Annotated in this window: 25 protein-coding genes and 1 tRNA gene; 12 read left to right on the forward strand and 14 right to left on the reverse strand. The window is 66.9% G+C overall.

The genetic code is table 11. The annotated features are described in order from the left end of the window. Window positions 1-92: 92 nt before the first annotated feature. Together RN901_RS11950 and ppk1 are read left to right on the forward strand one after the other, a co-directional pair. Entirely contained in the window at window positions 93-1,676 is a 1,584-nt protein-coding gene (locus RN901_RS11950) for a Ppx/GppA phosphatase family protein (protein ID WP_310758514.1), read from the forward strand. A 115-nt stretch (window positions 1,677-1,791) separates the two neighbouring features. Beyond that, window positions 1,792-4,194, forward strand: coding sequence for a polyphosphate kinase 1 (ppk1, locus tag RN901_RS11955; RefSeq protein ID WP_310758515.1), 2,403 nt, complete (start codon window positions 1,792-1,794; stop codon window positions 4,192-4,194). Between the two features lie 33 nt (window positions 4,195-4,227). Here ppk1 and phoU read toward each other — a convergent pair whose 3' ends face one another. From phoU to RN901_RS11995, 8 genes are all read right to left on the reverse strand, one after another. Further along, window positions 4,228-4,896: a phosphate signaling complex protein PhoU gene (gene phoU, locus RN901_RS11960; RefSeq protein ID WP_310758516.1), complete on the reverse strand. Its 669-nt coding sequence runs from the start codon at window positions 4,894-4,896 to the stop codon at window positions 4,228-4,230. A 4-nt stretch (window positions 4,897-4,900) separates the two neighbouring features. Next, on the reverse strand, window positions 4,901-5,662 hold the full coding sequence (pstB, locus tag RN901_RS11965; protein WP_310758517.1) for a phosphate ABC transporter ATP-binding protein PstB: 762 nt from the start codon (window positions 5,660-5,662) through the stop codon (window positions 4,901-4,903). Then, window positions 5,659-6,543 carry a phosphate ABC transporter permease PstA gene (pstA, locus tag RN901_RS11970; RefSeq protein WP_310758518.1) on the reverse strand — a complete coding sequence of 295 codons (885 nt, stop codon included), beginning with the start codon at window positions 6,541-6,543 and terminating at the stop codon, window positions 5,659-5,661. The genes pstB and pstA overlap by 4 nt, the downstream gene beginning before the upstream one ends. Further along, window positions 6,540-7,448: a phosphate ABC transporter permease subunit PstC gene (pstC, locus tag RN901_RS11975; protein ID WP_310758519.1), complete on the reverse strand. Its 909-nt coding sequence runs from the start codon at window positions 7,446-7,448 to the stop codon at window positions 6,540-6,542. The genes pstA and pstC overlap by 4 nt, the downstream gene beginning before the upstream one ends. Window positions 7,449-7,455: 7 nt before the next feature. Next, on the reverse strand, window positions 7,456-8,715 hold the full coding sequence (locus tag RN901_RS11980) for an ATP-binding protein (protein ID WP_310758520.1): 1,260 nt from the start codon (window positions 8,713-8,715) through the stop codon (window positions 7,456-7,458). Continuing rightward, window positions 8,716-9,411: a response regulator transcription factor gene (locus tag RN901_RS11985; RefSeq protein WP_310758521.1), complete on the reverse strand. Its 696-nt coding sequence runs from the start codon at window positions 9,409-9,411 to the stop codon at window positions 8,716-8,718. It lies immediately after the preceding gene. Between the two features lie 142 nt (window positions 9,412-9,553). After that, the gene (locus RN901_RS11990) at window positions 9,554-10,432 is read right to left on the reverse strand and encodes an NAD+ synthase (protein WP_310758522.1); all 879 of its coding nucleotides are present in this window, start codon (window positions 10,430-10,432) and stop codon (window positions 9,554-9,556) included. Next, on the reverse strand, window positions 10,429-11,322 hold the full coding sequence (locus tag RN901_RS11995; RefSeq protein ID WP_310758523.1) for a nitrilase-related carbon-nitrogen hydrolase: 894 nt from the start codon (window positions 11,320-11,322) through the stop codon (window positions 10,429-10,431). The genes RN901_RS11990 and RN901_RS11995 overlap by 4 nt, the downstream gene beginning before the upstream one ends. A 103-nt stretch (window positions 11,323-11,425) precedes the next feature. Between RN901_RS11995 and RN901_RS12000 the strand changes: the two genes are divergently transcribed. The 4 genes from RN901_RS12000 to RN901_RS12015 are packed head-to-tail and all read left to right on the forward strand — an operon-like array spanning window position 11,426 to window position 14,866. Continuing rightward, window positions 11,426-12,145, forward strand: a complete 720-nt coding sequence (locus RN901_RS12000) for a CPBP family intramembrane glutamic endopeptidase (protein WP_310758524.1) — start codon at window positions 11,426-11,428, stop codon at window positions 12,143-12,145. A gap of 30 nt (window positions 12,146-12,175) precedes the next feature. After that, window positions 12,176-13,240: a porin gene (locus RN901_RS12005; RefSeq protein WP_310758525.1), complete on the forward strand. Its 1,065-nt coding sequence runs from the start codon at window positions 12,176-12,178 to the stop codon at window positions 13,238-13,240. 43 nt (window positions 13,241-13,283) lie between these two features. Further along, on the forward strand, window positions 13,284-14,027 hold the full coding sequence (locus RN901_RS12010; protein WP_310758526.1) for a glycosyltransferase family 2 protein: 744 nt from the start codon (window positions 13,284-13,286) through the stop codon (window positions 14,025-14,027). Continuing rightward, window positions 14,024-14,866, forward strand: a complete 843-nt coding sequence (locus tag RN901_RS12015) for a DUF547 domain-containing protein (RefSeq protein ID WP_310758527.1) — start codon at window positions 14,024-14,026, stop codon at window positions 14,864-14,866. The genes RN901_RS12010 and RN901_RS12015 overlap by 4 nt, the downstream gene beginning before the upstream one ends. A 48-nt stretch (window positions 14,867-14,914) precedes the next feature. Here the strand turns inward: RN901_RS12015 and RN901_RS12020 are convergent. Next, a tRNA-Glu gene (locus RN901_RS12020) sits at window positions 14,915-14,987 on the reverse strand. A gap of 44 nt (window positions 14,988-15,031) precedes the next feature. Between RN901_RS12020 and RN901_RS12025 the strand changes: the two genes are divergently transcribed. Next, entirely contained in the window at window positions 15,032-15,514 is a 483-nt protein-coding gene (locus RN901_RS12025; RefSeq protein ID WP_310758528.1) for a hypothetical protein, read from the forward strand. Between the two features lie 67 nt (window positions 15,515-15,581). Here the strand turns inward: RN901_RS12025 and RN901_RS12030 are convergent, their stop codons facing one another. Next, complete coding sequence (locus RN901_RS12030) at window positions 15,582-15,752, reverse strand: hypothetical protein (protein WP_310758529.1); 171 nt, start codon at window positions 15,750-15,752, stop codon at window positions 15,582-15,584. Window positions 15,753-16,044: 292 nt separating this feature from the next. Further along, window positions 16,045-16,272, reverse strand: a complete 228-nt coding sequence (locus RN901_RS12035; protein WP_310758530.1) for an ankyrin repeat domain-containing protein — start codon at window positions 16,270-16,272, stop codon at window positions 16,045-16,047. 171 nt (window positions 16,273-16,443) lie between these two features. Between RN901_RS12035 and RN901_RS12040 the strand changes: the two genes are divergently transcribed. The 4 genes from RN901_RS12040 to RN901_RS12055 all read left to right on the forward strand — a co-directional run bounded on the left by RN901_RS12040 (window position 16,444) and on the right by RN901_RS12055 (window position 23,360). Continuing rightward, window positions 16,444-17,400: a hypothetical protein gene (locus tag RN901_RS12040; RefSeq protein ID WP_310758531.1), complete on the forward strand. Its 957-nt coding sequence runs from the start codon at window positions 16,444-16,446 to the stop codon at window positions 17,398-17,400. An 83-nt stretch (window positions 17,401-17,483) separates the two neighbouring features. Further along, complete coding sequence (locus RN901_RS12045; protein WP_310758532.1) at window positions 17,484-19,205, forward strand: ATP-binding protein; 1,722 nt, start codon at window positions 17,484-17,486, stop codon at window positions 19,203-19,205. Between the two features lie 103 nt (window positions 19,206-19,308). Next, a complete protein-coding gene (locus tag RN901_RS12050; RefSeq protein WP_310758538.1) occupies window positions 19,309-20,457 on the forward strand; it encodes an exonuclease SbcCD subunit D in 1,149 nt (382 codons plus the stop codon). After that, window positions 20,454-23,360, forward strand: coding sequence for an SMC family ATPase (locus RN901_RS12055; RefSeq protein WP_310758533.1), 2,907 nt, complete (start codon window positions 20,454-20,456; stop codon window positions 23,358-23,360). The genes RN901_RS12050 and RN901_RS12055 overlap by 4 nt, the downstream gene beginning before the upstream one ends. 533 nt (window positions 23,361-23,893) lie before the next feature. Here RN901_RS12055 and RN901_RS12060 read toward each other — a convergent pair. The 3 genes from RN901_RS12060 to RN901_RS12070 form a co-directional block, all read right to left on the reverse strand. Beyond that, window positions 23,894-24,301: a hypothetical protein gene (locus RN901_RS12060; protein WP_310758534.1), complete on the reverse strand. Its 408-nt coding sequence runs from the start codon at window positions 24,299-24,301 to the stop codon at window positions 23,894-23,896. Between the two features lie 167 nt (window positions 24,302-24,468). Beyond that, a complete protein-coding gene (locus RN901_RS12065) occupies window positions 24,469-24,936 on the reverse strand; it encodes a hypothetical protein (protein WP_310758535.1) in 468 nt (155 codons plus the stop codon). Beyond that, complete coding sequence (locus RN901_RS12070) at window positions 24,933-25,418, reverse strand: hypothetical protein (protein ID WP_310758536.1); 486 nt, start codon at window positions 25,416-25,418, stop codon at window positions 24,933-24,935. Before RN901_RS12070 ends, RN901_RS12065 begins: the two co-directional genes overlap by 4 nt. 448 nt (window positions 25,419-25,866) lie before the next feature. On the opposite strand from RN901_RS12070, the gene RN901_RS12075 reads away from it, so the two are divergent. Beyond that, window positions 25,867-26,352: a hypothetical protein gene (locus tag RN901_RS12075; protein ID WP_310758537.1), complete on the forward strand. Its 486-nt coding sequence runs from the start codon at window positions 25,867-25,869 to the stop codon at window positions 26,350-26,352. The last annotated feature ends 422 nt before the right edge of the window (window positions 26,353-26,774 follow it).

Raw genomic sequence — 26,774 nt, forward strand, 5'->3', positions numbered from 1 at the left:
CTCCGGAATCTTGACCGTAAGGCACCAAGATGCCTTCGGCCGTCGGTCGGGGACAGGAGCGCGCCGACACCGATTCGGCTACGTTGCCCCGAATGCCGCAAACGACGCCACCACTGCCCCGCGAGACCGCCGGCGGTCGGGAGCCGCTTTCGTTCCCGCTGCGCGTCGCGGCCATCGACGTGGGGTCGAACGCGTTTCGCTTCGTCGCGGCCGAGTTCAGCGACCCGAACCACTACGTGGAACTGGCCTCGGAGCGGGTCCCGGTCCGGTTGGGACACTCCGCCTTCCTCACCGGCGAACTGTCGCCTTCCGCCATCGACCGGACGGTCGAAGGGTTCCGCCGCTTCCGGGAGGACATCGACCGCCTGGGCATCGAGCATGTGCGCGCCGTGGCCACGAGCGCGGTCCGGGAGAGCCGGAACGGCGCGGACCTTGTCCGCCGCGTCGAAGAGGACGCGGGAATCCGGCTCGATCTCATCTCCGGCACGGATGAGGCGCGGCTCGTGTGGATGTCCGTCAAGCAGCGGTTCGATTTCGGCGACTCGAAGTGGATGCTCGTGGATCTCGGCGGCGGGAGCGTCGAAGTCTCGCTGGCGGATGAGTCCGGGATCATGTGGAGCGAGTCGCACCGGATGGGATCGGTGCGGCTGCTCGAGGAACTCACGGGGGCGGACGATGCTCCCGCGCACTTCGCGAATCTGCTCGCGGAGTACGCCGCCACGCTCTGCATCCCCCACGCGAGCAAGCACTGGACGCCCGTCCAGCTGATTGCCACCGGCGGCAATATCGAGGCACTCGCGCGCCTCGCGGGTCACAGCGACGCGGGCGGGACCCGCCGCATCACGCGGGCCGAACTCGCGATGGCGATCGAGGAGTTCTCCCATCTCTCCTACAGCCAGCGCATCGGACGGCTCGGCCTGCGCGAAGACCGGGCCGATGTGATTCTCCCCGCCGCGATCGTGTACGACCGCGTCGCCGAGCTCGCCGGAGCCGAGCAGATTCTCGTGCCCGGGGTCGGCGTGAAGGAGGGCGTGCTCTTCGACCTCGTCGATGAGCTGACGAGCGGGGCCGGTTTCGGGCGGCTGGAGCGGATCGTCCACGAGGGAGCGCTCACGCTCGGGCGCAGATACCTCTTCGACGAGGATCACGGACGACACGTCGCGTCGCTGGCCCTCTCCCTGTTCGACCAGCTCACCGAGGTCCACGGCCTCGAACCGCGCGACCGGCGGATTCTGCTGGCGGGAGCGATCCTGCACGACATCGGGCAGCACATCTCCTACGCGAAACACCACAAGCACTCGCTCTACCTGATCCATCACAGCGAGATACCGGGGATCGCCCCGAATGAACTGCCTCTCGTCGCCCTGGTGGCGCGTTACCACCGGCGGGCCGAACCGCGCCGCAGCCACTACCTGTACCGTGACCTCGGTCCTCGCAACCGCCGGCGGGTGGAGCGGCTCGCCGCCCTCCTGCGCATCGCGGACTCCCTAGACCGCGAGCACCTCCAACGCGTGCACAGCGTCGAGGCGCGCGTGCACGAGCACCGGCTCGAACTGCGTCTCGAGCGCAAGGGACGCCTGCTCCTCGAGCAGTGGGCGCTGCGCAAGAAAGGGAAGCTCTTCGCCCGCATCTTCGGCCTCGAACCGTACGTCACCTTCGACCTGGCCTCCGACTGACCTTCGGCCGAGACGTCCGAAACAAGCGGAAAATACGGCGCCGGGCATATATTACAGGCCCCGCGCCCGCAAACGGCCGGCGAGGTGACCAGGAGAGAGGGGCTGGGAGAGCCGCATGTCATCCGAGTCGAACGAGATTTCGCGCCGCCCGAGGCTTCATCGCGGGAGCCGCCGTCCCGGCGGGATTTCTCCGTCGGCGCCGTCGCGCTCCGCCGCCGTGAACCCATCGGCGCGCGAGGCCTCGACGCGTGAGGCTCCGGCGCCCGCCGAGACCGCACCGGCTCCGGAGCACGACGCCGATTCCACCCCCCGGGGCGACGCCGACTGGACCCCCCGTCCGTCCGGCCTGGAGATCGGCCATCGGGTAAAGGGCGTCCCGATCCTCCCGCGTGCGGCGGCGCCGAAGCCCGTTCCCGAGGGCGCGAAGCCGAGCCACCCGTCGCTCTATTTCAACGCGGAACTCAGTTGGCTGGATTTCAACTGGCGCGTGCTCTACCAGGCCATGGACGAGCGGACGCCGCTGCTCGAGCGACTCCGTTTCCTCGCGATCACGGAGAACAACCTCGACGAATTCGTGATGAAGCAGGTCGGCGGCCTCAAGCGAGTGCTCGGGGCCGGCGTGGTGAAGCCATCGCTGGACGGCCGGGGGCCCGCCGAGCAACTCGATCTCGTGCGCGAGGGCGTCCGCACCATGCGGGCCCGGCTGGCGGAAGTGTGGGAGGACGACCTCCGGCCGCGCCTCGCGGCGGAACTCGACATCGCCGTGCGCGACTTCGGCGACCTGAACGAGGAGGAACGCGAGCACGTACATCGCGTGTTCGCGGATCGCATCTATCCGGTCCTCACGCCGCTGGCCGTCGATCCGGGGCACCCGTTCCCCTTCCTGTCCAACATGAGCCTCTCGCTCGCCCTCATGCTCGAGCACCCGGAACGCCGGACCCGCCACTTCGCGCGGGTGAAGATCCCCACGGCGCTGCGCTGGGTCGAACTCCCGGAAAGCGGCCACGTGGTCCCCGTCGAGCAGGTAGTGCGGCACTTCGCGGGCGAACTCTTCCGGGGGATGAAGATCGAGAGCGCTTCACTCTTCCGCGTCACCCGAAACGCGGATGTGGCCCGAGACGAAGAGGTGGCGGACGACCTCCTGCAGATGATCTCGGAAGAGCTTCGCGAGCGGCGCTTCGCGCGCGTCGTACGTCTGGAGGTCGAGCCGGGCATGCCCGACGACGTGCGACAGTTCCTGGTTCGCCAGCTCGAGCTGGATGAGGACGACCTGTACGAGATACCGGGCCTGCTCGAGATGTCGGGTTTCTGGCAGATCGCGGCCGAGGGTCCCTGGGAGCACCGGCACGAACCCTGGGAGCCGATGATCCCGCCCCGTCTGATCCGCGAAGGCGAGACGGAGGACCGTCCCGACATCTTCACGGTGATTCGGGCGGGCGATGTCATGGTGCACCACCCGTTCGAGTCCTTCGCCGCGACGGTGCAGCGATTCATCGAGGAGGCCGCCGCGGATCCCGCGGTCGTCGCCATCAAGCAGACGCTCTACCGCACGGCGGAGCACTCGCGGATCATCGCCGCGCTGGTTCGGGCGGCCGAGGCGGGCAAGGCGGTCGCCGTGCTCGTGGAGGTCACGGCCCGCTTCGACGAGGCCGACAACATGGAGTGGGCTTCCGTGCTGGAGGAGGCCGGCGTCAACGTCACCTATGGCCTCGTCGGGCTGAAGACGCACGCAAAGGTCGCGCTCGTCGTCCGCGAGGAAGGGGACGAGATCCGCACCTACTGCCACATCGGCACCGGCAACTACAACTCGGAGACCGCGCAGATCTACGCGGACATCGGCATCCTCACCGCGCGTCCCGAAATCGGCCGCGACGCGGTGAACCTGTTCCACTACCTGACCGGGTACGCTCCCGACCAGCAGTACGAGGAACTCGTCGTGGCTCCCCGCGATCTTCGGCGGGCCCTCACCGCCCGGATCGAGCGCGAGATTTCACACGTCGAGGCCGGCCGGAAGGGGCGCATGATCATGAAGATGAACGGCCTCGACGATCCGAAGGTGATCCGCGCCCTCTATGCGGCGTCCGCGGCCGGCGTGAAGATCGACCTGATCGTCCGCGGCCAGTGCCGACTCCGCCCGGAGATTCCCGGCTTCAGCGAGAACATCCGCGTGCGCAGCATCGTCGGACGGTTCCTGGAACACGACCGGATCTTCTGGTGGGAAAACGACGGGAAACCTGAAGTGTGGATCGGGAGTGCCGACTGGCGTCGGCGGAACCTCGATGACCGCGTCGAAGTGATGCTGCCCGTCCGCGACAAGCGGATCCGGAAACGCCTTCGCAAGACGCTGCGCTTCGCCCTTCGAGACAATCAGCGAGCCTGGGAACTGCAGCCGACGGGGGAATACGTTCTGTGCGAGCGCGCGCCGGGCGAACGCCGCATCGACTACCAGAACCGGATGCTGAAGGCGGTCCGGAAACGCCGCCGCAAAGTGGACGACCACTGGAGCGCCTCGGGCTGACGGGCGGGCCGACCCGCAGGCGACCACGGCCTGCTAAGCCGGGTCCGGTGCGCCCTCCTGGTGCCGGATCGTGATGCCCTGGACCATGTAGACGACATCCTCCCCGATGTTCGTCGCCAGGTCCCCGATCCTCTCGAGGTTTCGCCCGATCAGGATGACCTGCAGGCACGCCGACAGGTTGTAGTCCGGCATATGAGTGATCATCACCCGGCCCAGCGAGTCCTGGAGCTGGTCCAGCCGGTCGTCCCGCGCGATCACCGACCGGGCGTCCTCCGCGTTCCGATGCGCGAACGCGTCCAGCGCGTCCCGCAGCATCGCCCTCGCCATGCGGCTCATCTCGTCCAGTTCGGGCGGGATCGGGACCTTCTTCTCGGCCCTCGCCAGCCGCTCCGCCGCTTCGGCGATGTTCACCGCGTGGTCGCCGATCCGCTCGAGGTCGTTGTTGATCTTGAGGACTGTGACGAGCACGCGCAGGTCGCTCGCGACCGGGTGGTGCAGGGCGAGGATCTCCACCGTGGATTCCTCGACCTCCACCTCGGCCCGGTCGATGGCGTCGTCCGCTTCCCGGATCGCCTCCACGTCCACGGCCGGCTGGCCCACGAGCGCCACGGCCCGCTGAACGAGTTGCTCGATGTCGTGCGCCATCCGGTGGAGCGTGCGCGTGACGTCGTCGAGCCGGTCGTCGAACTGCCTGAAGGACACTGCGCTAGCCCATCCGGCCCGTGATGTAGTCTTCGGTTCGCCGGTCCTCCGGGTTGGTGAACAAGCGCTGCGTCTCCTTGTACTCGACGAGTTCGCCCATGTAGAGGAAGGCGGTGTCGTCGCTGATGCGGGCGGCCTGCCGCATGTTATTCGTCACGATGACGATCGTGTAGTCTCCGCGCAGATTCCCGATGAGGTCTTCGATGCGGCCCGTCGCGATCGGATCGAGCGCGCTCGCCGGTTCGTCCATGAGGAGCACTTCCGGCTCGACCGCCAGCGCCCGGGCGATGCAGAGCCGCTGCTGCTGTCCGTTCGAGAGGCCGAGGGCGTCCGCGTCGAGCCGGTGGCTCACCTCGTCCCAGAGCGACGCCGCCCGCAGCGAAACCTCCACCCGATCGCGGATGTCGTCCTTGAAGCCGTTGATCCGCAGTCCGAACGCGATGTTCTCGAAGATCGATTTCGGGAAGGGGTTCGGCCTCTGGAACACCATCCCGATCGAGCGCCGCACATCGGCCGGATCGACCGCCGGCTCGTACAGATCCCGTCCCCGAAACAGCACCTGCCCGGTAATGCGGGCCTCCGGCACGAGGTCGTTCAGTCGGTTGAAGCAGCGCAGGAGCGTGCTCTTCCCGCAGCCCGATGGTCCGATGAAGGCTACGACCCGCCTCTCCGGTATCCGGAGGGAGATGTCTTCGATCACGCGCGTCTCGCCATAGCGGACGCCGAGTCCGATGGTCTCGAGGACCGCATCCGACGGCACGATCACCTCTCGTATCGGTTTCGAATCAGGACCGCGGCGGCGTTCATCAGCAACAGAACCCCCAGGAGTACAACTATGGCTCCTGCCGCCAGCGCGCGGAACTCCCCGTGCGGTTCGGTCGTCCAGTTGAAGATCTGGACCGGGAGGGCCGTGAAGGGGTCCACGGCCGAGACCGGATCGAAGGCGGTGAACGTGAAGGCCCCGATGACGAGAAGCGGGGCCGTCTCTCCCCCTGCGCGGGAAAGACTGAGAACCGTCCCCGAGAGGATGCGGGGCATGGCCGCCGGAAGCACGTGATGCCGGATCGCCTGCCAACGCGTGGCGCCGAGCGCATACGCGGCTGCCCGCAGCGAGCCGGGAACCGCGCGGATCGCCTCGCGGGCCGCGATGATGACGAGCGGGAGCACGAGCAGAGACAGCGTCGCCGCCCCGGTGAGGAGGCTCTGCTCCAGCGCGAGAAAGCGGACAAACACCGCCAGGCCCAGAAGGCCGTACACGATGGACGGCACGCCGGCCAGATTCGCGATGTTCGTCTGCAGCAGGCTCGTGAGGCGGTTCCGGGGCGCGTATTCCTCGAGATAGAGTGCGGCGCCCACCCCGAGCGGAAAGGACATCGCCGCCACCAGCGCCACCATCCACGCGCTGCTCAGGATCGCGGATCGGATCCCCGCGCGTTCGGGAAAGCGCGACGGGTCGTTCGCAAGGAAGTCGGGCGAGAGCGCCGGAATCCCGGCCGCGAGGATGCTCACGAGGAGGACCAGGAGCGACGCGACGCCGAACGCCACCGCGATGCGGCACAGCCACTTGAACCGGATGCCCGCGCGGCGCCGGGCCTCGACGCGCGGTTCGAAACGACCGCCTCGAAGCCGTCCGGACGGGAAGCTCACGTGTGACTCTCGCGGAAGCGGGTCGCCATGCGCCGACTCACGAGGTTGAGGACCAGCGTGATGAAGAAGAGGACCAGGCCGACGGCGAAAAGGGCGCGGTACTCGACCGTCCCCGACGGTGCATCGCCCAGGCTCGCCTGCACGATGTACGCCGTCATCGTCTGAACGCTCTCGAGCACGTCCAGCGTCATCCGCGGCGTCGCGCCGGCAGCCAGCGCCACGACCATGGTCTCGGCGACCGCGCGCGAGACGGCCAGGATGAAGCTGGCCGCGATCCCGGGGAGGCCGGCCGGCACAACGACACGCGTCGACACCTCAAGCCGGGTGGCGCCGAGGCCGTACGCGGCCTCCCGCAGCGAACGGGGCACCGCGCTCAGGGCATCCTCGGACAGGGATGAGACCATGGGGAGGATCATGATGCCGACGACGACGGCGGCGCTCGCCGCACTGAAGACTCCGGCGCCGGGGAAGACGGCGCGCAGAATCGGGGTCACGAAGACGACGGCGAAATAGCCGTAGACGACGGTCGGAATGCCCGCGAGGATCTCGAGCGCGGGTTTGACGATCCGCTTCGTCCGTCTCGACGCGTACTCACTGAGGTAGATCGCCGTCGCCAGGCCCGCCGGAAGCGCGACGAGCGCCGCCCCCCCCGCGACGAGAAGTGTGCCGTTCAGGAGCGGGAGAATCCCGAAAGACCGCGGAGCCAGGTCCGGAGACCAGCGCGTGCCCGCGAGAAACTCGAGGGGGGACACCTCGGTGAAGAAGCCGAGTGACTGGGTGAGCAGTACGACGACGATCCCGACGGTCGTCAGGATCGAGACCGCTCCACAGCCGAAGAGCAGCGCCCCGATCAGGCGCTCGCCCCACCGGCTGCGGCCCGCTCGAAGCTGCCCGTGAGGCCGCAACCGACCTTCAGGCCGGGACATCGACGCTCTTTCGGTCCGGTCTCCGCGCGGCGTCCGGGAGCGTGAACCAGACAGTCGTCCCCCGACCCAGCGCGCTTTCGATCCCGATCTCACCGCCGTGCGCCTCGACGAAGTGCTTCACGATCGCGAGCCCGAGTCCGGTCCCTCCCCGCGCGCGCGAACGGGCCGGGTCAACCCGGTAGAAGCGCTCGAACACGCGCTCGACGTGCACGGAGGCGATCCCCGGCCCGCGGTCGGAGACTTCCACGCGCTGGAACCGTCCATCCGACGCGACCCGCACGCTGATGGCCGGATCGTCGTCGCTGTAGCGCGCCGCGTTGTCGAGCAGGTTCCGCATGACCTGACGTACCGCATCCGGGTCCGCCCAGGCGGACTCCTCGGTCCCCGACACGCGCAGCTCGAGATCGTCCGCCCGGACTTTCGGCGAGAGCGTCTCCCAGGCCTCCCGGGCGACCGCCCCGACCGAGACCGTCGCCGGCTCGGGGCTCCAGCTGCCCGATTCGAGGAGAGAAAGGTCGAGCAGGTCATCGACCAGATAGCGCATGCGCGTCGCATTGAAGAGGATGCGCCGGGCAAATCCACCTGCCTGATCCGCGTCGATGCCTCCTTCGACGAGTGCCTCGGCGAAACCGACCACGCTCGTGAGCGGCGTCTTGAGTTCGTGCGACACGTTGGCCACGAAATCTCGTCGGACCCCCTCGAGTCGCCGCAGGACCGTGAGGTCGTGGAGTACGATGATTGCGCCCGACCGGTGTGGCCGGGTCGACATCAGCACGGTGTGTTCGCCGAGTTCCACCTCCGCCGTCGTGGATTCTCCCCGCTGCGCAGCGCTCACGGCCTCGGCGATGCCGGGAGAACGGAAGAGCGTGCCGACTCGAGCCCCGGGTGCGACATCGCGTCCGGCCCAGCGCTCGAAGGCGGGGTTGCAGAGACTCACCAGTCCTTCCCGGTCGATGAAGGCGAGGCCATCGTCCAACCGGTCGAACAGCACCCGCAGGTCGCCGGACTCGCGTTCGGAGACCTTCACGCGGTCGCGCACGCGGTCGACGGCTTCCCGCGCCTCTCCGAGTTCCCGGTCGGTTTTTCGGGCCACCAGTCGGGCAACCGGCCACAGCAGGAGCAGGATGCCCCCGAGGAGGGCGAACTCGACCCCCACGCCCGCCCCGTCGAGCCGGAGGAGGAGCCGGGCGGCGGCGTACGCCACGACGAGCACCGCGGCGGCGGCCAGAAAGAAGCGGTTCGCCACCTACTTGTCGAGCGCGCGGAATCGGTAGCCGATCCCCCGCACCGTTTCGAGGAGGGAGGCGGCGTTGCCAAGCTTGGTTCTCAGTCGGGCGACATGCATGTCGACCGTGCGCGTCTCGATCGCCGCGTTCGTGTCCCAGACGGCCTGGAGCAACTGGCGGCGGGTCTGCACGCGCCCCCGTCGCTCCAGCAGCACTTCGAGCAGACGGTACTCGAGCCGCGTCAGATCGACCTCCACGCCCTCCGAGAAGACCCGGTGCGCCTCCCGGTCGAGCACGACCGGTCCCACCGTTACCCTCCGCGACGTGGAGACGGGTTCGGCCTTCGACCGCCGCAGGAGCGCCTCGACCCGAAGCGTGAGTTCGCGGGCACTGAACGGCTTCGTGATGTAGTCGTCCGCGCCGACCTCGAATCCCTTGACCCGCTCGTCTTCCTCCCGCCTCGCCGTCAGGAGGATCACGGGCATCGAACTCGTGCTCTCGGCGCCCCGCAGCCGCTGCAGCACCTCGTATCCGTCCATGCCGGGCAGCATGAGATCGAGGATGATGAGGTCCGGCTGCTCGGCCTCCGCCGAGGTCAGCGCGCCCTGACCGTTCACGGCAGTCGTGACGCGGTATCCTTCGCGGCTCAGGTGATAGACGAGCACGCTGAGGATATCCGGTTCGTCGTCCACAACCAGGATCTGTGCGTCCGGCATCACTCCATCCGCGTCCAACGGGTCCAGGGCGGGCGGTATCGTAACACGTGACAGAGCGCGTTTCGACCCGTGACGAACTCGTGACAGTTCCTTGTCTGGAGACGTTACGCGACCCGCCTATCCTCCCCCCATGACAAGTCCGTCAGTAGTCGACCGGTCTCAGGTACCACTCCCCGATCGCGGTCGGCGAGAGCATTGCGACCGTCGGCAGGTGACGCTTCCAGTGCGTGCTCTCGAGTCGATCCGCGACGCGTTCGACCTTCTTCCTCTCGAACCCCGCTTCGACCAGGTCGTCCGGCCCGCGTCCGGAGATCAAGTGGTGGAGGATGAGATCGGCTTCCGGGTACGTGACGCCCAGGTCCTCCTCGTCCGTCTGCCCCTGAATCAGATCCGCTGTCGCCGGCTTGTCGACGACCTCGGCGGGCACGCCGACGGCCCGCGCCAGCGCCCATACCTGACTCTTGAACAGATCCCCCAGCGGATTCACCGGCGGGGAGTCGTCCGCGTGCCACGTATAGTAGCCGAGGAGACGCTCGGATTTGTTCCCGGTGCCGACGGGGAGCGCGGAGAGTTTGAAGGCCTGGTCGAAGAGGACGATCATCCGCTGGCGCGCCGCCACATTGCCCCTCCGGTGTCCACCCGCCCCGGGCTCGAACTCCTCGAGGTAGCCGTCCACGGCGCTCGTGACATCGATCGTGCGGGTCGGGATCTCGAACTTCTCCGCCACGAGCAGGGCGTGCTCGCGGCTCCAGGGGCTCGACGTCCGGTAGGGCAACAGGAGGGCGAGCACCGCTTCCGGGCCGAGCGCCTCCGCGCACAGCGCCGCCGTCAGGGCGGAATCCACTCCTCCCGACAACCCCACCACGACCCGGCGGAAGCCGCGCCGACGCTCGATCTCCTCGCGGAGGAACTGAACGAGCCAGTCCCGCACGAGGCCGGTGTCGATGTCGAGCGGGCTCGAATCGGCGGGGTCCGGAGCGCGGCTCTCGGCGATCCCCGGCGGCGGCCAGCCCCCGTTCATTCGATCTCGGCGGGGGGGCGGCCGACGCCGGATCCCGGACTGTTCACGAGAAGACGGGTCCAGGACCGTTCGAGGTCCGAGAAGAGCGGTTCTTCGGAGCGGGCGCGCGCGGCCTCGTCGAGGTCCACCCGCACGGACAGCAGCGCTTCATCCCACAGCGGCCCCGCAAGGAGCCGGTGCCCGCGCGGATCGTACGCGGCGGATCCGCCGGCGAATCCCTTGCCCCCCTCGAACCCGACCAGTTGGGACACGACGACGAACACCCCGTGCTCCGCGGCGACCGCACTCGCGAGGGCGTCCCAGCGGACGAGGTTGCCGGGGACTCCGGCCCGGGGGGCGGCCCCTCGCGCCGGCGAGGCGCTGAGGATGAGGATGATCGACGCGCCATCGAGCGCGGCCAGCGTGCCGGAGACCGAGTGAAAGCCGTCTTCGCAGATCAGCAGCGCGATCCGTCCCGGCGGCCCGTCGAACGCGCGGATTCCGGCCCCCGCCTCGACGAACCGCTCTTCCTGGAAGACGCCGTAGGTGGCGAGGAACACCTTCCGGTGGACGTGAAGGATCCCGCCGCCGGGCCCGAGCGTCGCGTAGAGGGAGGAGTTGTAGATCCCCGCCGCGTCCCGCTCGTAGAAGCCAATCGCGACGTCGAGGCCGTCCGCCTCTTCGCCGGCTCGCGCGTTGAGGGCCTCGAACAGCTCCGGGGCCGCGATGGCCTGCTCCCGAACGCCGCCTTCGAGGAAATAGCCTGTGAGCGCGGTCTCCGGAAACACGATCAGGCGGGGCCGCGGCTCCGACCGGACCGCGCGCCGGATGATCCCCGCGCAGCCGTCCAGCGTCGCGTCGAGGTCGCCCTTGGAGGGCCGGAACTGGGCGATCGCGATATCGAGCGGCATGCGCGTGAACGTCCCCGAAGCGCGTGCCGCTGTCAACGGGCCCGGCCGTCGTCGTTCGGTGCGCGTGTTGCACGCGGCGCCTCCGCCGCGTTATCCGTCCGCGATGCCGGAGACTCCGACCCCGATCGCGGCGGCGTACGCTGTGCTGCTCCTGATCGGCATGCCCCTCCTCGCCGCCCTCGATGCCCGTCGCGGGGCCGATCTCGCCGCAGCGGCGAAACACCGCCGGCTGCTGTACGTGTCGGTGGGGGCATCGCTCGTCGTGCTCGGCCTGGTCACGCTCGGCGTCGCGGCGTGGCAGAACGTCCCCGCGGCCGCGCTCGGCTGGAGGGTCGACGCGCCGCCGGCCGCGCTGCTCCAGGGCCTGGGCGTGGCCGCCGTCGGGCTCCTGGCAGCCTGGCTGATCACCGCGGCCGCACGGATCGCCGGGCTCCGGGAGACCGGGGCCGTCCTGCTGCTGATGCCGCGAAACGCCTCGGAAAAACGCTGGTTTCTCGCGCTCTCCGGGATCGCGGCGGTCTGCGAAGAGTATGCCTATCGTGGATTCGGCCTGTGGGCCGTCTCGGCATGGACCGGCAACCCCTGGCTCGGCGTGGCGCTGGTCTCCGTGTCCTTCGGACTCGCTCACGGATACCAGAAGCTGGTCGGCGTGGTCCGGGCGACGGCGCTCGGCGTTGTGCTCGCGGTGACCGTCATCTGGACGGACAGTCTGTTCCCGTCCATCGTCGGGCACTTCTGGATCAACGCGGCGATCGGCCTGGGAGGTTGGCGCTACCTCCACGCGAACTTCGATGTCGACGAGCCCGATGAACCCGAAACATGATGAGGAGCGATACCTGATGAGGAGTGATACATGATCGCGAGAATGTGCGCGCGAACGGTCGTCGTGCTTGGCCTGGCCATGCCGGCTGGAATGGCGGCGCAGGAGGCCTCGCCGATCGAGGTCGGAGGACTGCTGCGCGCCGGAGCCCGGGCGCATTCGGATTCCACCCTCGGCGGGCAGGGATTCCGGCTCTTCGAATCCCGCCTCAAGGTGGAGGGCGCCGTCGGACTCGTCTTCGACTACAAGTTCGTTGTCCGCTACGACGCGTCGCGGGACGCGTACCGGATCCACGACGCGGTGGTCACGATGCCGGTGATTCCGGAATTCGAGCTCAGCTTCGGCATGTTCAAGCCCTACTTCGGCTACGAAGCCACCGTGTCGCGGAGCGACATCACGTTCGTCGAGCGCTCGCAGGCCGCGACCGCCCTCAGGCCGGACCGGCAGATCGGTGTGCAGGCGGGCGGGCAGGCGCTCGATGGCCGGTTCACCTACGGGGCCGGCCTCTACAACGGCAACGGCCGGTCCATCACGAACGACGGCGACGACTACATGTTCGCCGGCCGCGTGCAGTACAACTCGATCGGCACGATCGCCTTCTACGACGAACTCGTCGTGCAGGCGGGAGCTTCCCTCGCTTATTCGGAGGACACATCCGCGCCGCTCGGCAAGGGCATCATCACCGGAGACCGATCGGCGGCGCCCGGCATCACGTCCGATTTCGCGGGCAGCCGCCTGTACTGGGGTGCGGACGTTCAGGTCTCCTACCACAACCTGACGCTGACGGGCGAGTACCTGCGGGCGGACTTCGATCTCGATGCTCCGCTCAGCGGGAGCGGGCCGGCCGAGACGGAGGCGTCCGGCGGCTGGGTGCAGTTCGGCTATCGGCCCTGGGGGCTGCTCGAGGGCGTCGTGCGGTACGACGGATTCCGGCCGGCTCTGGGCGCCGACCGGAAGTTCATGGTGTTCGGACTGAACCTGTATCCGGACGGCTACGCGAGGTTCGGGCTGCAGTACGCCAGCGCGCTCGACGATTTGCCCCACGCCCCGACGCTGTCCGATGGCCAGTTCCTCTTCCTCGCCCAGGTCGACTTCTGAGCCGGAGCGGGTAGGCGGGGGGCCGGCCGGCGTGTACGCGGGAATGACGGTGGGCGTGGTCGTGCCGGCGCGGGACGAGGAGCGGAATATCGGCGATGTCGTCGCCGATCTGCTTGCACTGCGCGATGACCGCGGCCGGCGCGTGGTCGACGATTTCGTCGTCTGCGACAACGGGTCGGCGGACGCGACCGCGACCCGCGCGCGCGAGGCCGGGGCGCGGACTGTCCGGCAGGATACGCCGGGCTACGGGCTGGCCTGCCTGACGGCCCTCGCGCACCTGCGCCCCGTCGACATCGTGCTGTTCACGGACGGCGACCGGTCGTTCGACGCCGGGCAGGGGCTCGGGCTGCTCGAAGCCGTCGCCGGCGGGGCCGACCTGGCCATCGGATCGCGCGCGCTGGGCCGGAGGGAGCCGGGCGCCCTGTCGGCTCCGCAGATCGCGGGCAACCGGGTCGCCGGCCTGCTGATACGTCTGCTGTGGGGCGCGGCGGTGACCGACCTCGGCCCCTACCGCGCGATACGGGCCGAGGCCCTGCGCCGCCTCGACATGCGGGATCGCACGTACGGCTGGACCGTGGAGATGCAGATCAAGGCCATCCGGCACGGTCTGCGCGTCGTCGAAGTGCCGGTGGACACCTTGCGCCGCCGCTTCGGCCGGTCGAAGGTGGGCGGAACGGTCCGGGGAGTCGTCGGCGCCAGCGCGGGCATCCTCTCGATGATCGCTCGGCTCCGCTGGCGGCAGTGGCGCGCCGCGCGCTCCGCCGGGTCGCAGGAGGCAGGAAAATGAAAGGAATTTCGGCACGGGTCGCTCTGCGGGGGCTGCTCGGTCTCCTCGCGCTCGGCGTGATGTCCTGCGCCGGGCCGTCCACCGACGTGGCCTGGGACGACCACGACCCGACGAATACCGCGCGGCTCGACCACAGTGAATGGCAGGCGCTGCTCGACGCCTACCTGATCACCGACGACCCGTCCGGCATCAACCTGGTCGACTACGCGGGCCTGCGGGCGAACGCCGCCGACCGGGCACGCCTGGCCGGCTACATCGACTATCTGCAGGGGCTGGACCCGCGACAGTACGCGAAGGACGTACAGATGGCGTACTGGATCAACCTCTACAACGCCGTGACCCTGCGGGTCGTCGTGGACGAGTATCCCGTCGAGTCGATCAAGGACATCCACGAGGGCCTGATTCCCGGCACGGGCCCGTGGCGCGACATCCACGCCATGGTGGCAGGGCACCCGCTGACGCTGGACAACATCGAGCACGACATTCTGCGTCCCATCTGGCGGGACAGCCGGATCCACTACGGCGTGAACTGCGCCAGCATGGGCTGCCCGAATCTCGCGCCGGAGACCTATACGGCCGACAACCTGGAGCGGCTTCTGGATCAGGCGGCGCGGGACTACGTGAATCACCCGCGGGGCGTGACACTCCGGGACGACGCGTCCGGCCTCGTCTCCAGCATCTACTTCTGGTATCGGGAGGATTTCGGGGATTCCGAGGCCGGCGTGCTCGAACACCTTCGGACGTACGCCGAGGGCGATTTGGCGGCGCAGCTTCGGGATTTCGACGGCTCTCTCGACCACGAGTACGACTGGACCCTGAATGCGCCGGACGTCCCGTGACGTGACAAGCGCCGCGAGGATCCGGTCGGGACCCGTCGCGGCGCTTCATACCCCCTAGGGGAATCGAACCCCTGTCTCCTGGCTGAGAACCAGGTATCCTGGGCCACTAGACGAAGGGGGCGAGTTGGGAAGCGATATTCTAGTCCGGCTGGAAGGCGTGTCAAGATGATGACGGTGAGCTGGGAACACCTGCATATCCTCTCGCACTCGTTCCCCATCGTCCTCGCCGCGAGCGGGAGCGCCGTCGGCCTGTACGGGTGGGCGCGGGACCGCGAGCCGCTCGAGTTGTGGGGGCTCGTGGCCCTCGTCATCGCCGGCGCTTTCGTAGCGCCCGCCTACCTGACCGGCCTCGCCGCGGCCGATGTCGTCGCGGACCGCACGTTCGTGCGGCCGGGCATCGTCCAGACGCACCGTTTCTGGGCCACGTGGGCGGCCGTCCCCGCCTTCACCGCCGGCGCGCTCGCCGCCTTCGCGCTGCACGAGCGGGACGACCGGCGGCTGCGGCGTTTCGCCCTCCTCGTGGGTGTCTTCGCCACCTTCATGGTCGGAATCGCCGCCTGGCAGGGCTCCAAGATCATCCACGGCCCGAATGAAACCGACAGCGCGGGGGTACCCGCCACGACCGTTCACACCACCGCGGGCGGCTGAGGCTCCTGCGCCAGCGGAAGGCTGGGCGGGAGAGCGGCTAGCTGCAGCGCTTGTTACGTCCCGAAGGCTAGTGGGTGGCGGACTCCAAGAGCTCTACGAGGCCGTAGAAGATGAACGCCGCGGCGAGCATGGCGACGGTCTGAAGGATGCGTTCCCGGAGGGACATCCGGGCGAGCTGTCCGAGCAGCAGGGCGACGACGACCGTGCTGAGCAGCAGGATCCCGAGAATCATACTCATCTTCGCAAGCCATCCTTGTGCGGCGGTTTCGGCAATGGAGACCGGGTCGCCCGCCCCCGCGGACGACGCGCCACAAGGTCGGCCCAAACCCGCGTTTCGGCAACGTTCCTCCCAGCGAGTTCCCGCGGACTGCTCGGATTATGTTCGCAAACCGCTGTCAATAAACTATTTACTGGCGCATCGGCGGCATTGCTCCCACCATTGTTTCCGCCCGGAAGAACTGGATTCCACTGGCCCACGGTGGCGGCAACGGGACGCGAGACTGGTTGCCCCCTCTCCTCGATGTGGTTCCTCACCAACTCCCACCCCTGCAGCCAAAGGTGTCGTCGACGGTGTAGTCCATTAGCGTCCTGCCGTCCCGGTCAAGGGCCTCCGGGTCGGCACCGAGTTCCAAGAGCATCGGAAAAGCCACCGGGTTGTAGAGGGCCGCGATGTGAAGCGGGGTCCGGCCGAACCCGCCCCGCTCGTTCACGTCCGCGTCGGCATCCACCACCGGACCGAACACGGGCCGGCGGAGCATTGGCATCTTGCATGCGATACCTTACCGCTTCGGTATTGGCCGCCGCGAGCATGGCCTGCCAATGGCCGCGCGGCGGGACCTTTAACGCGGGGTCACGACGGGCAGATAGGAAATGGGTTCCAAGGAGACCCTCCTAAGCTCAATCCAGAATCTCGCAGCGAGAGGCTTCGCATGCCGCGCCTGAGAGTCGATCCTTGGGATCCAGAGTATGGGAGTTCCGTTGAACTGGAGGAACTCACTCCCGCGTCCGTGGAACTCGATGTCGAGACGGATCGGTGGGAAACGATGGCCCCTGAGGCGGCGGTTGCCCTTCCGTGCTGTGTCTTCGTGGATGGGGTTCGACGGATCGATCTGCGACTCTATGCGGAGGATGCCGACTTGGTTGCCCCGGCGCTCGCAGGATCTTGGGCGGTCGGGGCGGCTTGGGCGGCTGAGCCTCCCTCGATCGACCAAGTGGAGGTCGGAAGGGCGCTGGTCGTGGGGGACGGTCTGCACCATCCGGATCTCGTGGCGAGCATCGGAGGGCAGTCGCTTCGATACCCCTGCCGGAGCGTGGATGGCCGAGCTCCGGTTGACCCGATCCATGGTCTTCAGAATCAGATGCGGGAAGCGGAGGCGAATCTGGCCAGTAGGATCTTCGGGTCGGGAGAAGCCGAACTTCTGATCCTCGACGGACCGCTCACGTATCTCTCCGTGGCGGGACCGGTGGTCGGACTGATCAAGCGGCAGTCGAGGGCCTACCTGCCGCCAGAACGCTCGCACATCCTAGGAAGGCTGGCCTCCGGGACGCGCACCCCGCTGTTCGGCATCGGAGACCAGCAGTTGACCCGATACTCCTGGTACGTTCGGATCGCGTCGGGACGGCCGATTGACGGAGTGATGACGGGCATCGTACGGCTCGAAGTGTCAGCGGAGTCGGACATTGAAGAAGCCATCCGGCTTGCCGATCTGACCGCGTCGATCCTCCCCCGGTTCGCCTCTCGGATCGGGCGGGATCCGAGGGCGCCCCAGAACCTCTATCCTGTAGGTCGACTCGAATCCGTGTTGCGCCACCGACTCGGCGACCCCCTACTCCTTCGGCGATCCCTCGAAGTTGCGGTGTGGCGGGAGGGTGGACCGGCAACCTGACCTTCGCAAGTCGGCCGTTTCTTGCCGATGCCGAGTGTCGACTTGATGGCACAACCAATTCACCGAAAGGCAGTCCCTGAAACATGTCTGCGCAGGAGAGCCAATCCGTCGGCGTCGTGCTGGGCACCGAGGCCTCAACGCCGCTCAGGTGGTGGATCGCCATCCGCCCGGACGCGTACGTGCAGCTCGACGATGTAGTGCTGGTCCGGGCGCACGTTCCGGACATCGGTGTGGTGCGCCTGTCCGGCGTCGTGAACATGGTACGCTCGCAGCACGAAGGGGCCCGCTTCGAGAGCGACGTCTTCCTGTCCGAGGAAGGAGTCCTGCCTCTCCAAGTGGCAAGCTCCGCACAGGTTGTCACCACCCGGGTTGAACCCGAGATATGGGTGCCCCCGACGCCGGGCGAGGAGGTTGTACGTGTACGGGGCGGGGACCGCGACGAGGCGCTGCACTTCGATGCCATGGAGAAGACGCTCGTCGCGGGGCAGTCCCGCGATCGGCTGCCAGTGTACCTCGATCTGTCGTTTCTCGACGGACAGCGCGGTGCGCACGTCAACATTTCTGGAGTCTCTGGCGTTGCCACGAAGACGACCTACGCGAGCTTCCTCCTTTACACCCTTTTTCACTCGGATGTTCTTGGGCGAGAGGCCGCGAACACGAAGGCCCTGGTCTTCAACGTCAAAGGTGAGGATTTGCTCTTTCTGGATCAACCGAATTCGAAACTCGACGACTCCGCGCGCGAGCGGTACGAGGCGCTAGGTCTCGAGGCCGGACCATTCCGTTCGGTGGGGATCTGGGCTCCGGCCCGACGGGAGAGTGCTGAGCCGGTCCCGGACACCGGCAGTCGGCAGAAGGGTGTCCGACCGTACTTCTGGACGGTGCGCGATGTCGTCCAAGGCGAGTTGCTTCGATTCATGTTCGCGGAAGCCGGTGACGAACGGAGCCAGATCGCGGATCTCGTCGCCCGCGTGGAAGCAGGCCTCGCACGCGAGGCCGAGGCCGTTCCGGATAGCCCGTCCACCATCCGCTTCACCGATGATGATGGGAGTTCGCGTCATGTCAGGTCGTTCGCGGCGCTATGTGACCTCATCGAAGAGCGGCTCTCGACCGACGGGTCGAGTTGGGCAGGATACGCGGCCTCCGGGACGGTGACGGCCTTCCTGCGCCGCCTGCAGAGCGCACGGTTCCATTGCGGGCACCTCATCCGGGGCGACGAGACGCCCGACCCGGACAAACACCGCATCGACTGGGAAGGGAAGCAGGTGTCGGTCATCGATATCCATAACCTGCACGACCGCGCGAAACGGTTTGTTGTGGGCGTCGTGGTGAAGCGCCTCTTCGAGCAGAAGGAAGCCGTCGGCACGGCGCGTCCCCTCGTGTTCCTGGTGCTCGATGAGCTGAACAAGTACGCACCCCGAGACGGGTGGTCACCGATCAAGGAAGTCCTCCTCGATATCTCCGAACGGGGGCGGAGCCTGGGCGTGATCCTGATCGGGGCTCAGCAGACCGCCAGCGAGATCGAGCGGCGCATCGTGGCAAATGCGGCGATCCGAGTTGTGGGACGCCTCGATCCCGCGGAGGCGGCCCGTGCGGAGTACGGGTTCCTGACCGAAACGGCCCGACAGCGGGCAGTCCTCTTGAAGCCGGGTACGATGCTGCTGCAGCAGCCACACCTGCCACTTCCGCTAGAGGTTACGTTCCCGTTCCCATCTTGGGCTACCCGCTCGGGCGAAGCGCCGCCTGTGTCGAAAACGGCGGACCCGTTCGCAAGGTTCGAGCGGACGACCTCGACGGACAGAGCATGACAGGCGTCGTCCGGACGCCAGAGAGGACCGAACCGCTACTGCACAGAAACACCAGCCAACCGATTGTCGCACTGAACCCACCCCCTAACGAGAATCCTTGCTGATGAGAATCCTTCACACATCCGACTGGCACGTAGGGAAGACCCTCGCCGGTCGGCCAAGGCGTGACGAAGCGGAAGAAGTGCTCGCTGAGATCGTTGATATCGCGGAACGCGAGGCGGTGGACGCCGTGCTCGTGTGCGGAGACATTTTCGATCACCTAGCCCCATCGGCTGCAGCCGAGAAGGTCGTCTACGACACCTTGGTGGAGATTGAACGCCGGGAAATTCCTGTCCTTCTTGTTCCCGGAAACCACGATCATCCGCGGCGTTGGAGGGCCTTGGAGCCCCTCCTACAGCGTTTCACGATCCGTGTGGTGCCGAAAGTGAGGCGACCGGATGCCGGCGGGATCGTCCACATTAAGGCTCGCGACAAATCCACCGAACTCCAAGTCGCGGTTCTTCCCTGGGTTTTCGAACGACAACTCTTCGGAGCCCGCGAACTCATGGGCTTGCCGGGCGAGACGTTCCAGAACTACGCGGAAGAGATGCGGTTCATCATTGAAAGGCTCTGCGAACCCCTGGATCCTTCCACCTGTACCGTTTTCGCGGGTCATCTCTTCGTTTCGGGATCGGCACCCGGTGAAGGGCAGCGGGGACTGACGGTCGGACAGACATACGCGATTACTCCCCAAGCGCTTCCCGAGGTGCAATACGCTGCCTTGGGACACGTTCACCGACCTCAACGGGTCCCCGGTTCTTCGCGTCCCGCCTACTACAGCGGATCGCCGCTCCAACTCGATTTTGGGGAGGTCGAACAGCAGAAGTCCGTCAACATCGTGGAGCTTGAACCAGGAAAGCCGGCGGATGTCCGTACGGAGCCAGTAACCGGCGGACGACGGTTGCGCGACGTCCGAGGAACGTTCGAGGAACTGGGCGCCCAGAAGGACGAACTGGGCGATGCCTTCCTCCGCGTCAAACTCACATGCGGGGGGCCTATGCCCGGCCTCGGAGATCAAGTGCGCGCGCTGCTCCCGAATGCGCTTCAGGTGCAGTTGGACTACCCGCGTGGGGAGACGCAGGCGGAGACCAGAATCCGTGGGCTCACGGCCCGCGAGCAATACGCCCACTACCTGAGAGAGAAGCAAGGAGCCGAGCCCGATCAAGAGGAACTGGATTTGTTCGAGTCGCTTCTGGTGGAGGTGACAGGATGAGGCCCGTCCGTTTGGTCGTGGAAGGCTTCACGTCGTTCCGGAAGGCGCAAGAAATCGACTTCGGCAAGTTGGACCTGTTCGTCATCGCAGGTCCTACCGGATCCGGAAAGACAAGTATCCTGGATGCCGTCACCCTAGCTCTCTACGGGATGGTTCCGCGTGCCGGGAAGCGCGACCTGAAGGAGTTGATCTCCCTGGGAGCGTCGGAAGCCAAGGTCCAGCTCGATTTTCGGGTGGCGGATGCGGAATACCGAGTGGCCCGCCGGATCCGGAAGCAGGGAGCCCAAGTCGCCACACTCGAGCGAATCGAGGGGGAAACAGCGACTCCCGAAGTGGAGCGGGGTGGAGTGACGGCGGTTTCCGAGCGAGTGGTCGAGATTCTTGGCCTCGACTACGGGTCGTTCACCACAGCCGTACTACTGCCTCAAGGTGACTTCGCGTCCTTCCTCAGGGGGGACGTGACGGAGCGTCGGAGAATTCTCATTCGCCTTCTGGACCTGCACAGGTTCGAACGCGCAGGGGCGCTCGCGCGGAAGAAGGCGAGTGACCTTCGGGCGGCGGTAGAGACCAGAGTAGAACTGCTTGCGCAGGAGTTTGGCGACGCGACGGGCGAGGCTCTTGAAGAGGCCGCGAAGCGGGCGCAGGAAGCTGAAGAGGCCGCCGGCACCGTGGAAGCAGCGTACCGGGCCGCGCGCGACAGCTTGGCCGTGAGAACGACGGTCGCCGGCCGCTGCGGCGACATCGCCGACTTGGCGACCGCTCTCGACGCTCAAGGGCCACAACTCGAAGAGTCGGCTGCCACGTTGAAGGAGCAGAGCGCGCGCGAGGCGGAGACCAAATCCGCCGTCGACGCTGCCGAGCGCGTGCAATCGGATGCTCAGGAGGCGAGGCGTCAGGCGCGGGAGACGTGGAATGAGACTGAGGAAGAGACGGGAGGGGAGGGAGTCCTCGCCACGCTCAAGGCGGCTGCCGAATCCCTGAGGCAGGCGGATGAGGAGATCAAGAGCCGCTCCGTCGAAGTCGACGAGAACGCGCAGGCGCTGGAGGAGGCCAAGTCGCGAGCTGAGGAGTTGCAGGCGAAGCAGGAGTCGGCACACAAGGCCGAAGCTGACGCGACGGAGGCGCATGAGGTGGCTGTCAAGGTGCGAAGTTCGGCCGAGGAAACGCTCAGGATCGCGGAACACGCGGAGAAACTCAGCCAAGATCTCCAAGCCAAGGTCGCGGAGTCGGAAGCACTCGGTGACGAGGTGGCGGAAATCGAAGCGGATCGCCAAGAGGCCCTGAAGGACCGCCACGGGGCAGAATCCAAACTCCAAGTGATTGAAGCTGAGCACCGGGCCGCAGTGTTGAGGTTGCACTTGGAGGAAGGAGATGAGTGTCCCGTCTGTGGGGCCTCCATCGAGGAACTCCCGGCAACGGAAGCGGAAACCGAGTCAGTGCTGGCAGAACACAGAACCGTGCTTCAAGAGGCACAGGAGACCTTTGTCAGCACCGAGAAGCGGCTCTCTTCGAAGGTGACAAAGCAGGAGGAGTGTGACGCCGCAGCCAAGGCACTTGAGCAGCAATTGGAGGAACTAGAACACGCGATATCACCAGAGGATGCAAGAGCAGCGAGGGCGAGGGCAACCAAGCGCGAAGCGGATGCCAAGAGAAACTTGGATGCCGAAGGAGACCGGAACGCGGCGATCTTGGACGAGTTGGCCGAGTCGAAGGCGAAGCTGGCCGCGCTCCAAGCCACCGGGAGGGAAGCCGAGAAGGCGCGTGACTTGGCGTGGGAACGGGTGGAGGCTGCCAACATTCGGCTGAGCGATGGTCTCGGTGACCCGATTCCGGAGCCGGTGGAAGACGTGATCGAGGCACGAATGACGCGCCTACGAGACGCAGCGGACGTACGGAAGAAGGCTGAGGCAGCGCACGAAGAGGCCGAAGAAGCACACCGGAAAGCGGTTCAGGCCTGGAAGGTCGTAGACGACGGGTTGGCCGATCTCGATCGTCAGCGTGGACATCATCGGACGCTATTGGGAGAGCGTTGTGTGCAACTCCGTCGGCTGGAGGTTGAGGTTCCCGATCCCCCCCAGCCGCCCGATCCAGAGGACCGCAAAGCGGAGACCCATGGGCTGCATGCCTATTCCCGTAGCCTCCGGGAAACGGCGGGCCAGCAAATCGCCGAACTGGAAACGGCGGTCGAGGCGCTCGATGCCTCGATTTGTGTCTCGGCATCCGACGTTGGCATCGAGGCGGCGTCGCTCGACGCCGCAGCCGCAACATCCGCCCTTGAAGAAACCGCCCGCGAGGCTCGCCGGACTGCCGATCAGTCCGCAGTCGCCGTCGCATCGATCGAGAAACAGCTTGAGCGGAAAGCGCAGCTTCAGGAGGACATCGATGAGAAACGTGACCGCATGTACCAGTACGACAAGGTCGCGAACGAACTCAAGACTGATCGTTTCATCGGTTTTCTCCTCGACGAGAGTATCGGGGATCTTGCACTTCGTGCTTCGAACGAACTGAAGAAGATCTCGGCCGGGCAGTACAGTCTCACTTCGTTCAAGAACAATTTCACGGTGATCGACCACGCCAACGCGGACGAACGCCGGAGCGTCGTGACACTCTCGGGTGGCGAGACGTTCTTGGCTTCGCTTGCCCTCGCACTTGCCTTGGCCCATGGGATCGCCGACATCGCCGGACACTCGGCGGGGGCCCGTCTCGATGCGATGTTCATCGACGAGGGTTTCGGGACTCTGGATCCCGAGAGCCTTGATCAAGCCGTCGAGGCGCTGGAGCGGCTGCGTGATGGCGAGCGGATGGTGGGAATCATCACCCACGTGCCCACTCTCACCGAACGCATCCCCGACGGTCTCAGCGTTGAACGAAAGGTCGGCGGAACCGTCGTGAGAGTCCGCTAAGCGCGCCGGAATCCGTGTCGCGTAACTGGCCGGATCGGGTGAAACAAACCGTCTTGTTCACTTCCGGCTGGTAGAAGCTGCGGGCGAAGACCATCACGGTGCGATGCTTCATCAGCGCTGAGCGCACCGGCGACGGGGTTCGGGGGCGTCGCCCCGCACATCCGCGGCCTGAGCAGCGGCGCGACAGGCAGGGGGTTCGAGGGGGGAGGCGGCCCCCCTTGCCAGCCTCCTGTGTTCAACACAGGGTCGGCTGGCTCCCGGCCACTAACAGGCCGAGAGCCAGCCTTGCGGACGCCTCCGAAATGCCTATCCGGGCACCGCCCGGAACGACCGGCTCGCCGACGTTATCGGCAACCTCCTCGGCCTCTTGGCCGTCAGCCCCATGGACGGGTGGAGCGCCCTGCCGCGCCGCCGATTTCCACCCGACCCGCACCCCGCCGGCCACGGCCCTCAACTCCGACAACTCCGGGTCGCATTCCCGCCCGTGCCGGCACGGGTCCGGGCGCCCGGACGGCTCGGTCACGGCCCCCCTATCACCAGACGCGGAGTGCCCATCCGTTCGCGCGCGGATTCGTGAGCACATCCGGGGAGTCGCGGAGTATCCACGCGGGGAGTTCGTCCCGCTCGAACGTCCAGACCGGACCCGAGCACCGGGCCGAATTGCGTGGAGGATCGTCCGACCACCCGCAACCGTCGAGGGCATACACCTCGACACGCTTCGCGAAGGTATCTGCGTTCGGCCATCCGTCCCATAGCCGGACCATAACCGCAAACGGAAAGCCGTTTTCCCGGTGGACGGAGACAGCCGCACGCATGAGTGCTTCGACCACGCGCTCGGGCTCCGTCTCGGGAGTCGTCACCTCCGCCACCACCCGGTGGTCGCGGGGCGGGAACGATAGCGGCTCCGAGATCACGTGGACCTCGAACCGGGCCGACCCCATCGCCCGTTCCTCCGCGGTGAGCTCGAACGTTGAGGGCTCGGATTCCGGGAGAGCTTCTGATTCCGGGGGTGAGCAGCCGAGTGGGACCCCGACCCCGACCCCGACTGCGAAAACCAGCGACAACCCGGCGAGCAATCGTCCGGACGGCTCCGTCACGGCCCTCCGTCTCACTTCGCGACGTATTCCGGTTGAAGTAGGCATATGGCGCAGTGTTCCGCGCGGATCGCCGTGTCCTTGTCCGGGCACTTCACCCACCGCACCGCCATTCCGTGGATGCGCTTGAAAGCGTTGTTGAGCGCAGTGATGTCCTCCGCATTCTCCCACGGGGGTTTGGGGGCGCGGCCGTAGTCATCAACGAGAACATGGAACAACAGGTTCCGGGCGTCACGCACACCTTTAGGGGGCGGATTCTCCGGTGTCCAAGAGTAGTCTTCGATCCCCTTGGGGCGGACCTGGCGTCTCAGGCGCCCTTCGATACCGGCTTGCCCCGTTGCGCTCCCGACGTACAATTGACGACCGCCCTCGCAGAACATGTAGATGCCGGGTTCCTTGGCAATCTTGAGAGCATCCCAGTCCCGCACCGGGTACTCCTCTGCGTCTTTCAGCGCCTCGGCGATCTCCTTCGCGACGTTCACCGGCGCTTCGACAGACATGCAAGAGGATCAGGGAGGATGTCCGCTATCTCGAATTCGTCAAGCACAGTTTCCAGCTTCCTGCGCCGGTTCCTGCCCGTAAGGTCGAAGCGAATCTTCAAGCGGCAAACGAGCCCTTCGCCTTGTTCTGTCAAGGTGACCCCGTATCGCCCGGCGTGGCGCTCCACGACTCGGAAAACTCCACCGAACAACCAGATATCGTTTCCCTCAGGGTCGCCAGCCCCGGCACCTTCGTAGACCCTCGCAAGCGAGAAGACGAACTTCCGGTTGAATGCGTCCACACCCTCCGGCTTCTCTTTCGTCACGCCCGGCTTGTACTCCTGCCACCCTCTCCACTCGCCGCGCGCCATGGCGTCGAGCGGTTCATCTCCAGCGCCGTTCCTTGTGGCGAAGTGCGCCTTGTAGTCCCGTGGATTCTGGATCGGCAAGATGTCGGTGAGCCTTTTGTCTCGCGGACCCGTCATGGGTTTTCCTCTCTCAAGGATCCCTCCGATCTTCCGCCGCTCCCTCCGCGAGGCAGCCGCCGAACCGGACATCTTCCGTGCCGATCGACACACCCTCATCCTCCGACGCAGTCAAACACCAGACCCTGCCGCTGGTCAAGCCGTTTCGCTCCCCTTACCCCTCGGCAACCGGCGACCGTGCGTCAGAGGCGATCCCACAGCAGTAGATTACGCGAAACCCCCTTGGATCGACCGGAAACGACCGCTGAGCCCGTCGTGGGGTCAGGTCGGGTTTCGGTGTCCGTTTCCCGGCCCGCGAGATACGCCCCAGTCGACCACCAGCCGCCCCGCGAAGGAGGTTCATCTCCTCGGTGGCGGGTTCGGAGGCTGAAGCCCGGCCGCCGCGATCCGCAACACGCCATTGACCCGGCTTCCCGCCGGGCGCTCTCTTGAACGCGGGGTACAGCCGATGAACGAGTTCGATCAGGGCGTCATTCTGCGGGCTCACCGGTTCCGCGCCGAATCGGTCGGGTATCGGCTCGAACGCGGCCATTACATGGAAGGCGAGGACGACCGCGCGGACCGTTGGTACGTGGTGCCCGCCTCCCGGAGGGTCTCGACGGCCGCCGACCGGTCGGGTCCGGGGTTCCGGTCGATCAAGGCTGCGGCGGACGACGCCAAGCGGGTGCTGGTCGAGTTCGCGGACGGTTCGCCATTCGGCGCGGCCGACGTTCGGCTGCTGCTGCGGTGCCGAGCGCTGCGGGCGGGGCGAGCGATCCAGTCTCTCGTCAATGCGGGACTGGCCCGGCCGACGGATCGAGGCGGAAGGCACCTCTACGGAATCAGCCCGCGGGGGCGGGACTTGGCGGCGACCGTCATCAAGTTACGCTCGCGCGCGAAGGAGGACCGCAAGGCGCTCGACACGCGCGGCAAGGGTCACGGGCGCCGACGCTGAGCGGCAATCAGTAGAGATGGAGGGACGACCGAAACGGGCGGTGGTGGCAAGTCCTGCGTGTCCGGTGCGCTTTGGGGGGCGCCGGACACGAAAATCGCCGCCGGCCGGACACGGCCCCGGCCGTGCAGGTCGCTGGCGCGCTTGCGGTTGCACCACGGCCGGCGGAGCGCCGATGCCGATTCGCGCTCCTTGGACGTGGCTGGGAGCGACCCGCCCCTTTGGGATGCCGGTACGGCATCGGGCAGGCTCGGCATGTGCAGGCCCATGCCGCCCTCCCCGCAGGGTCGCTCCCGACCAGCAATCCCTCACGGGAAGACCACCGCGCGCAGTGGAGCGGGCGCAGCGGTTCCATGAGCGGCCCTCAACGGGCGAGATAGGCCGACCAGTCGTCCATGAGCCGTCGCCGCCGCTCGAACAGGTCC

Source organism: Candidatus Palauibacter soopunensis, from assembly GCF_947581735.1.
Lineage (GTDB): Bacteria > Gemmatimonadota > Gemmatimonadetes > Palauibacterales > Palauibacteraceae > Palauibacter > Palauibacter soopunensis.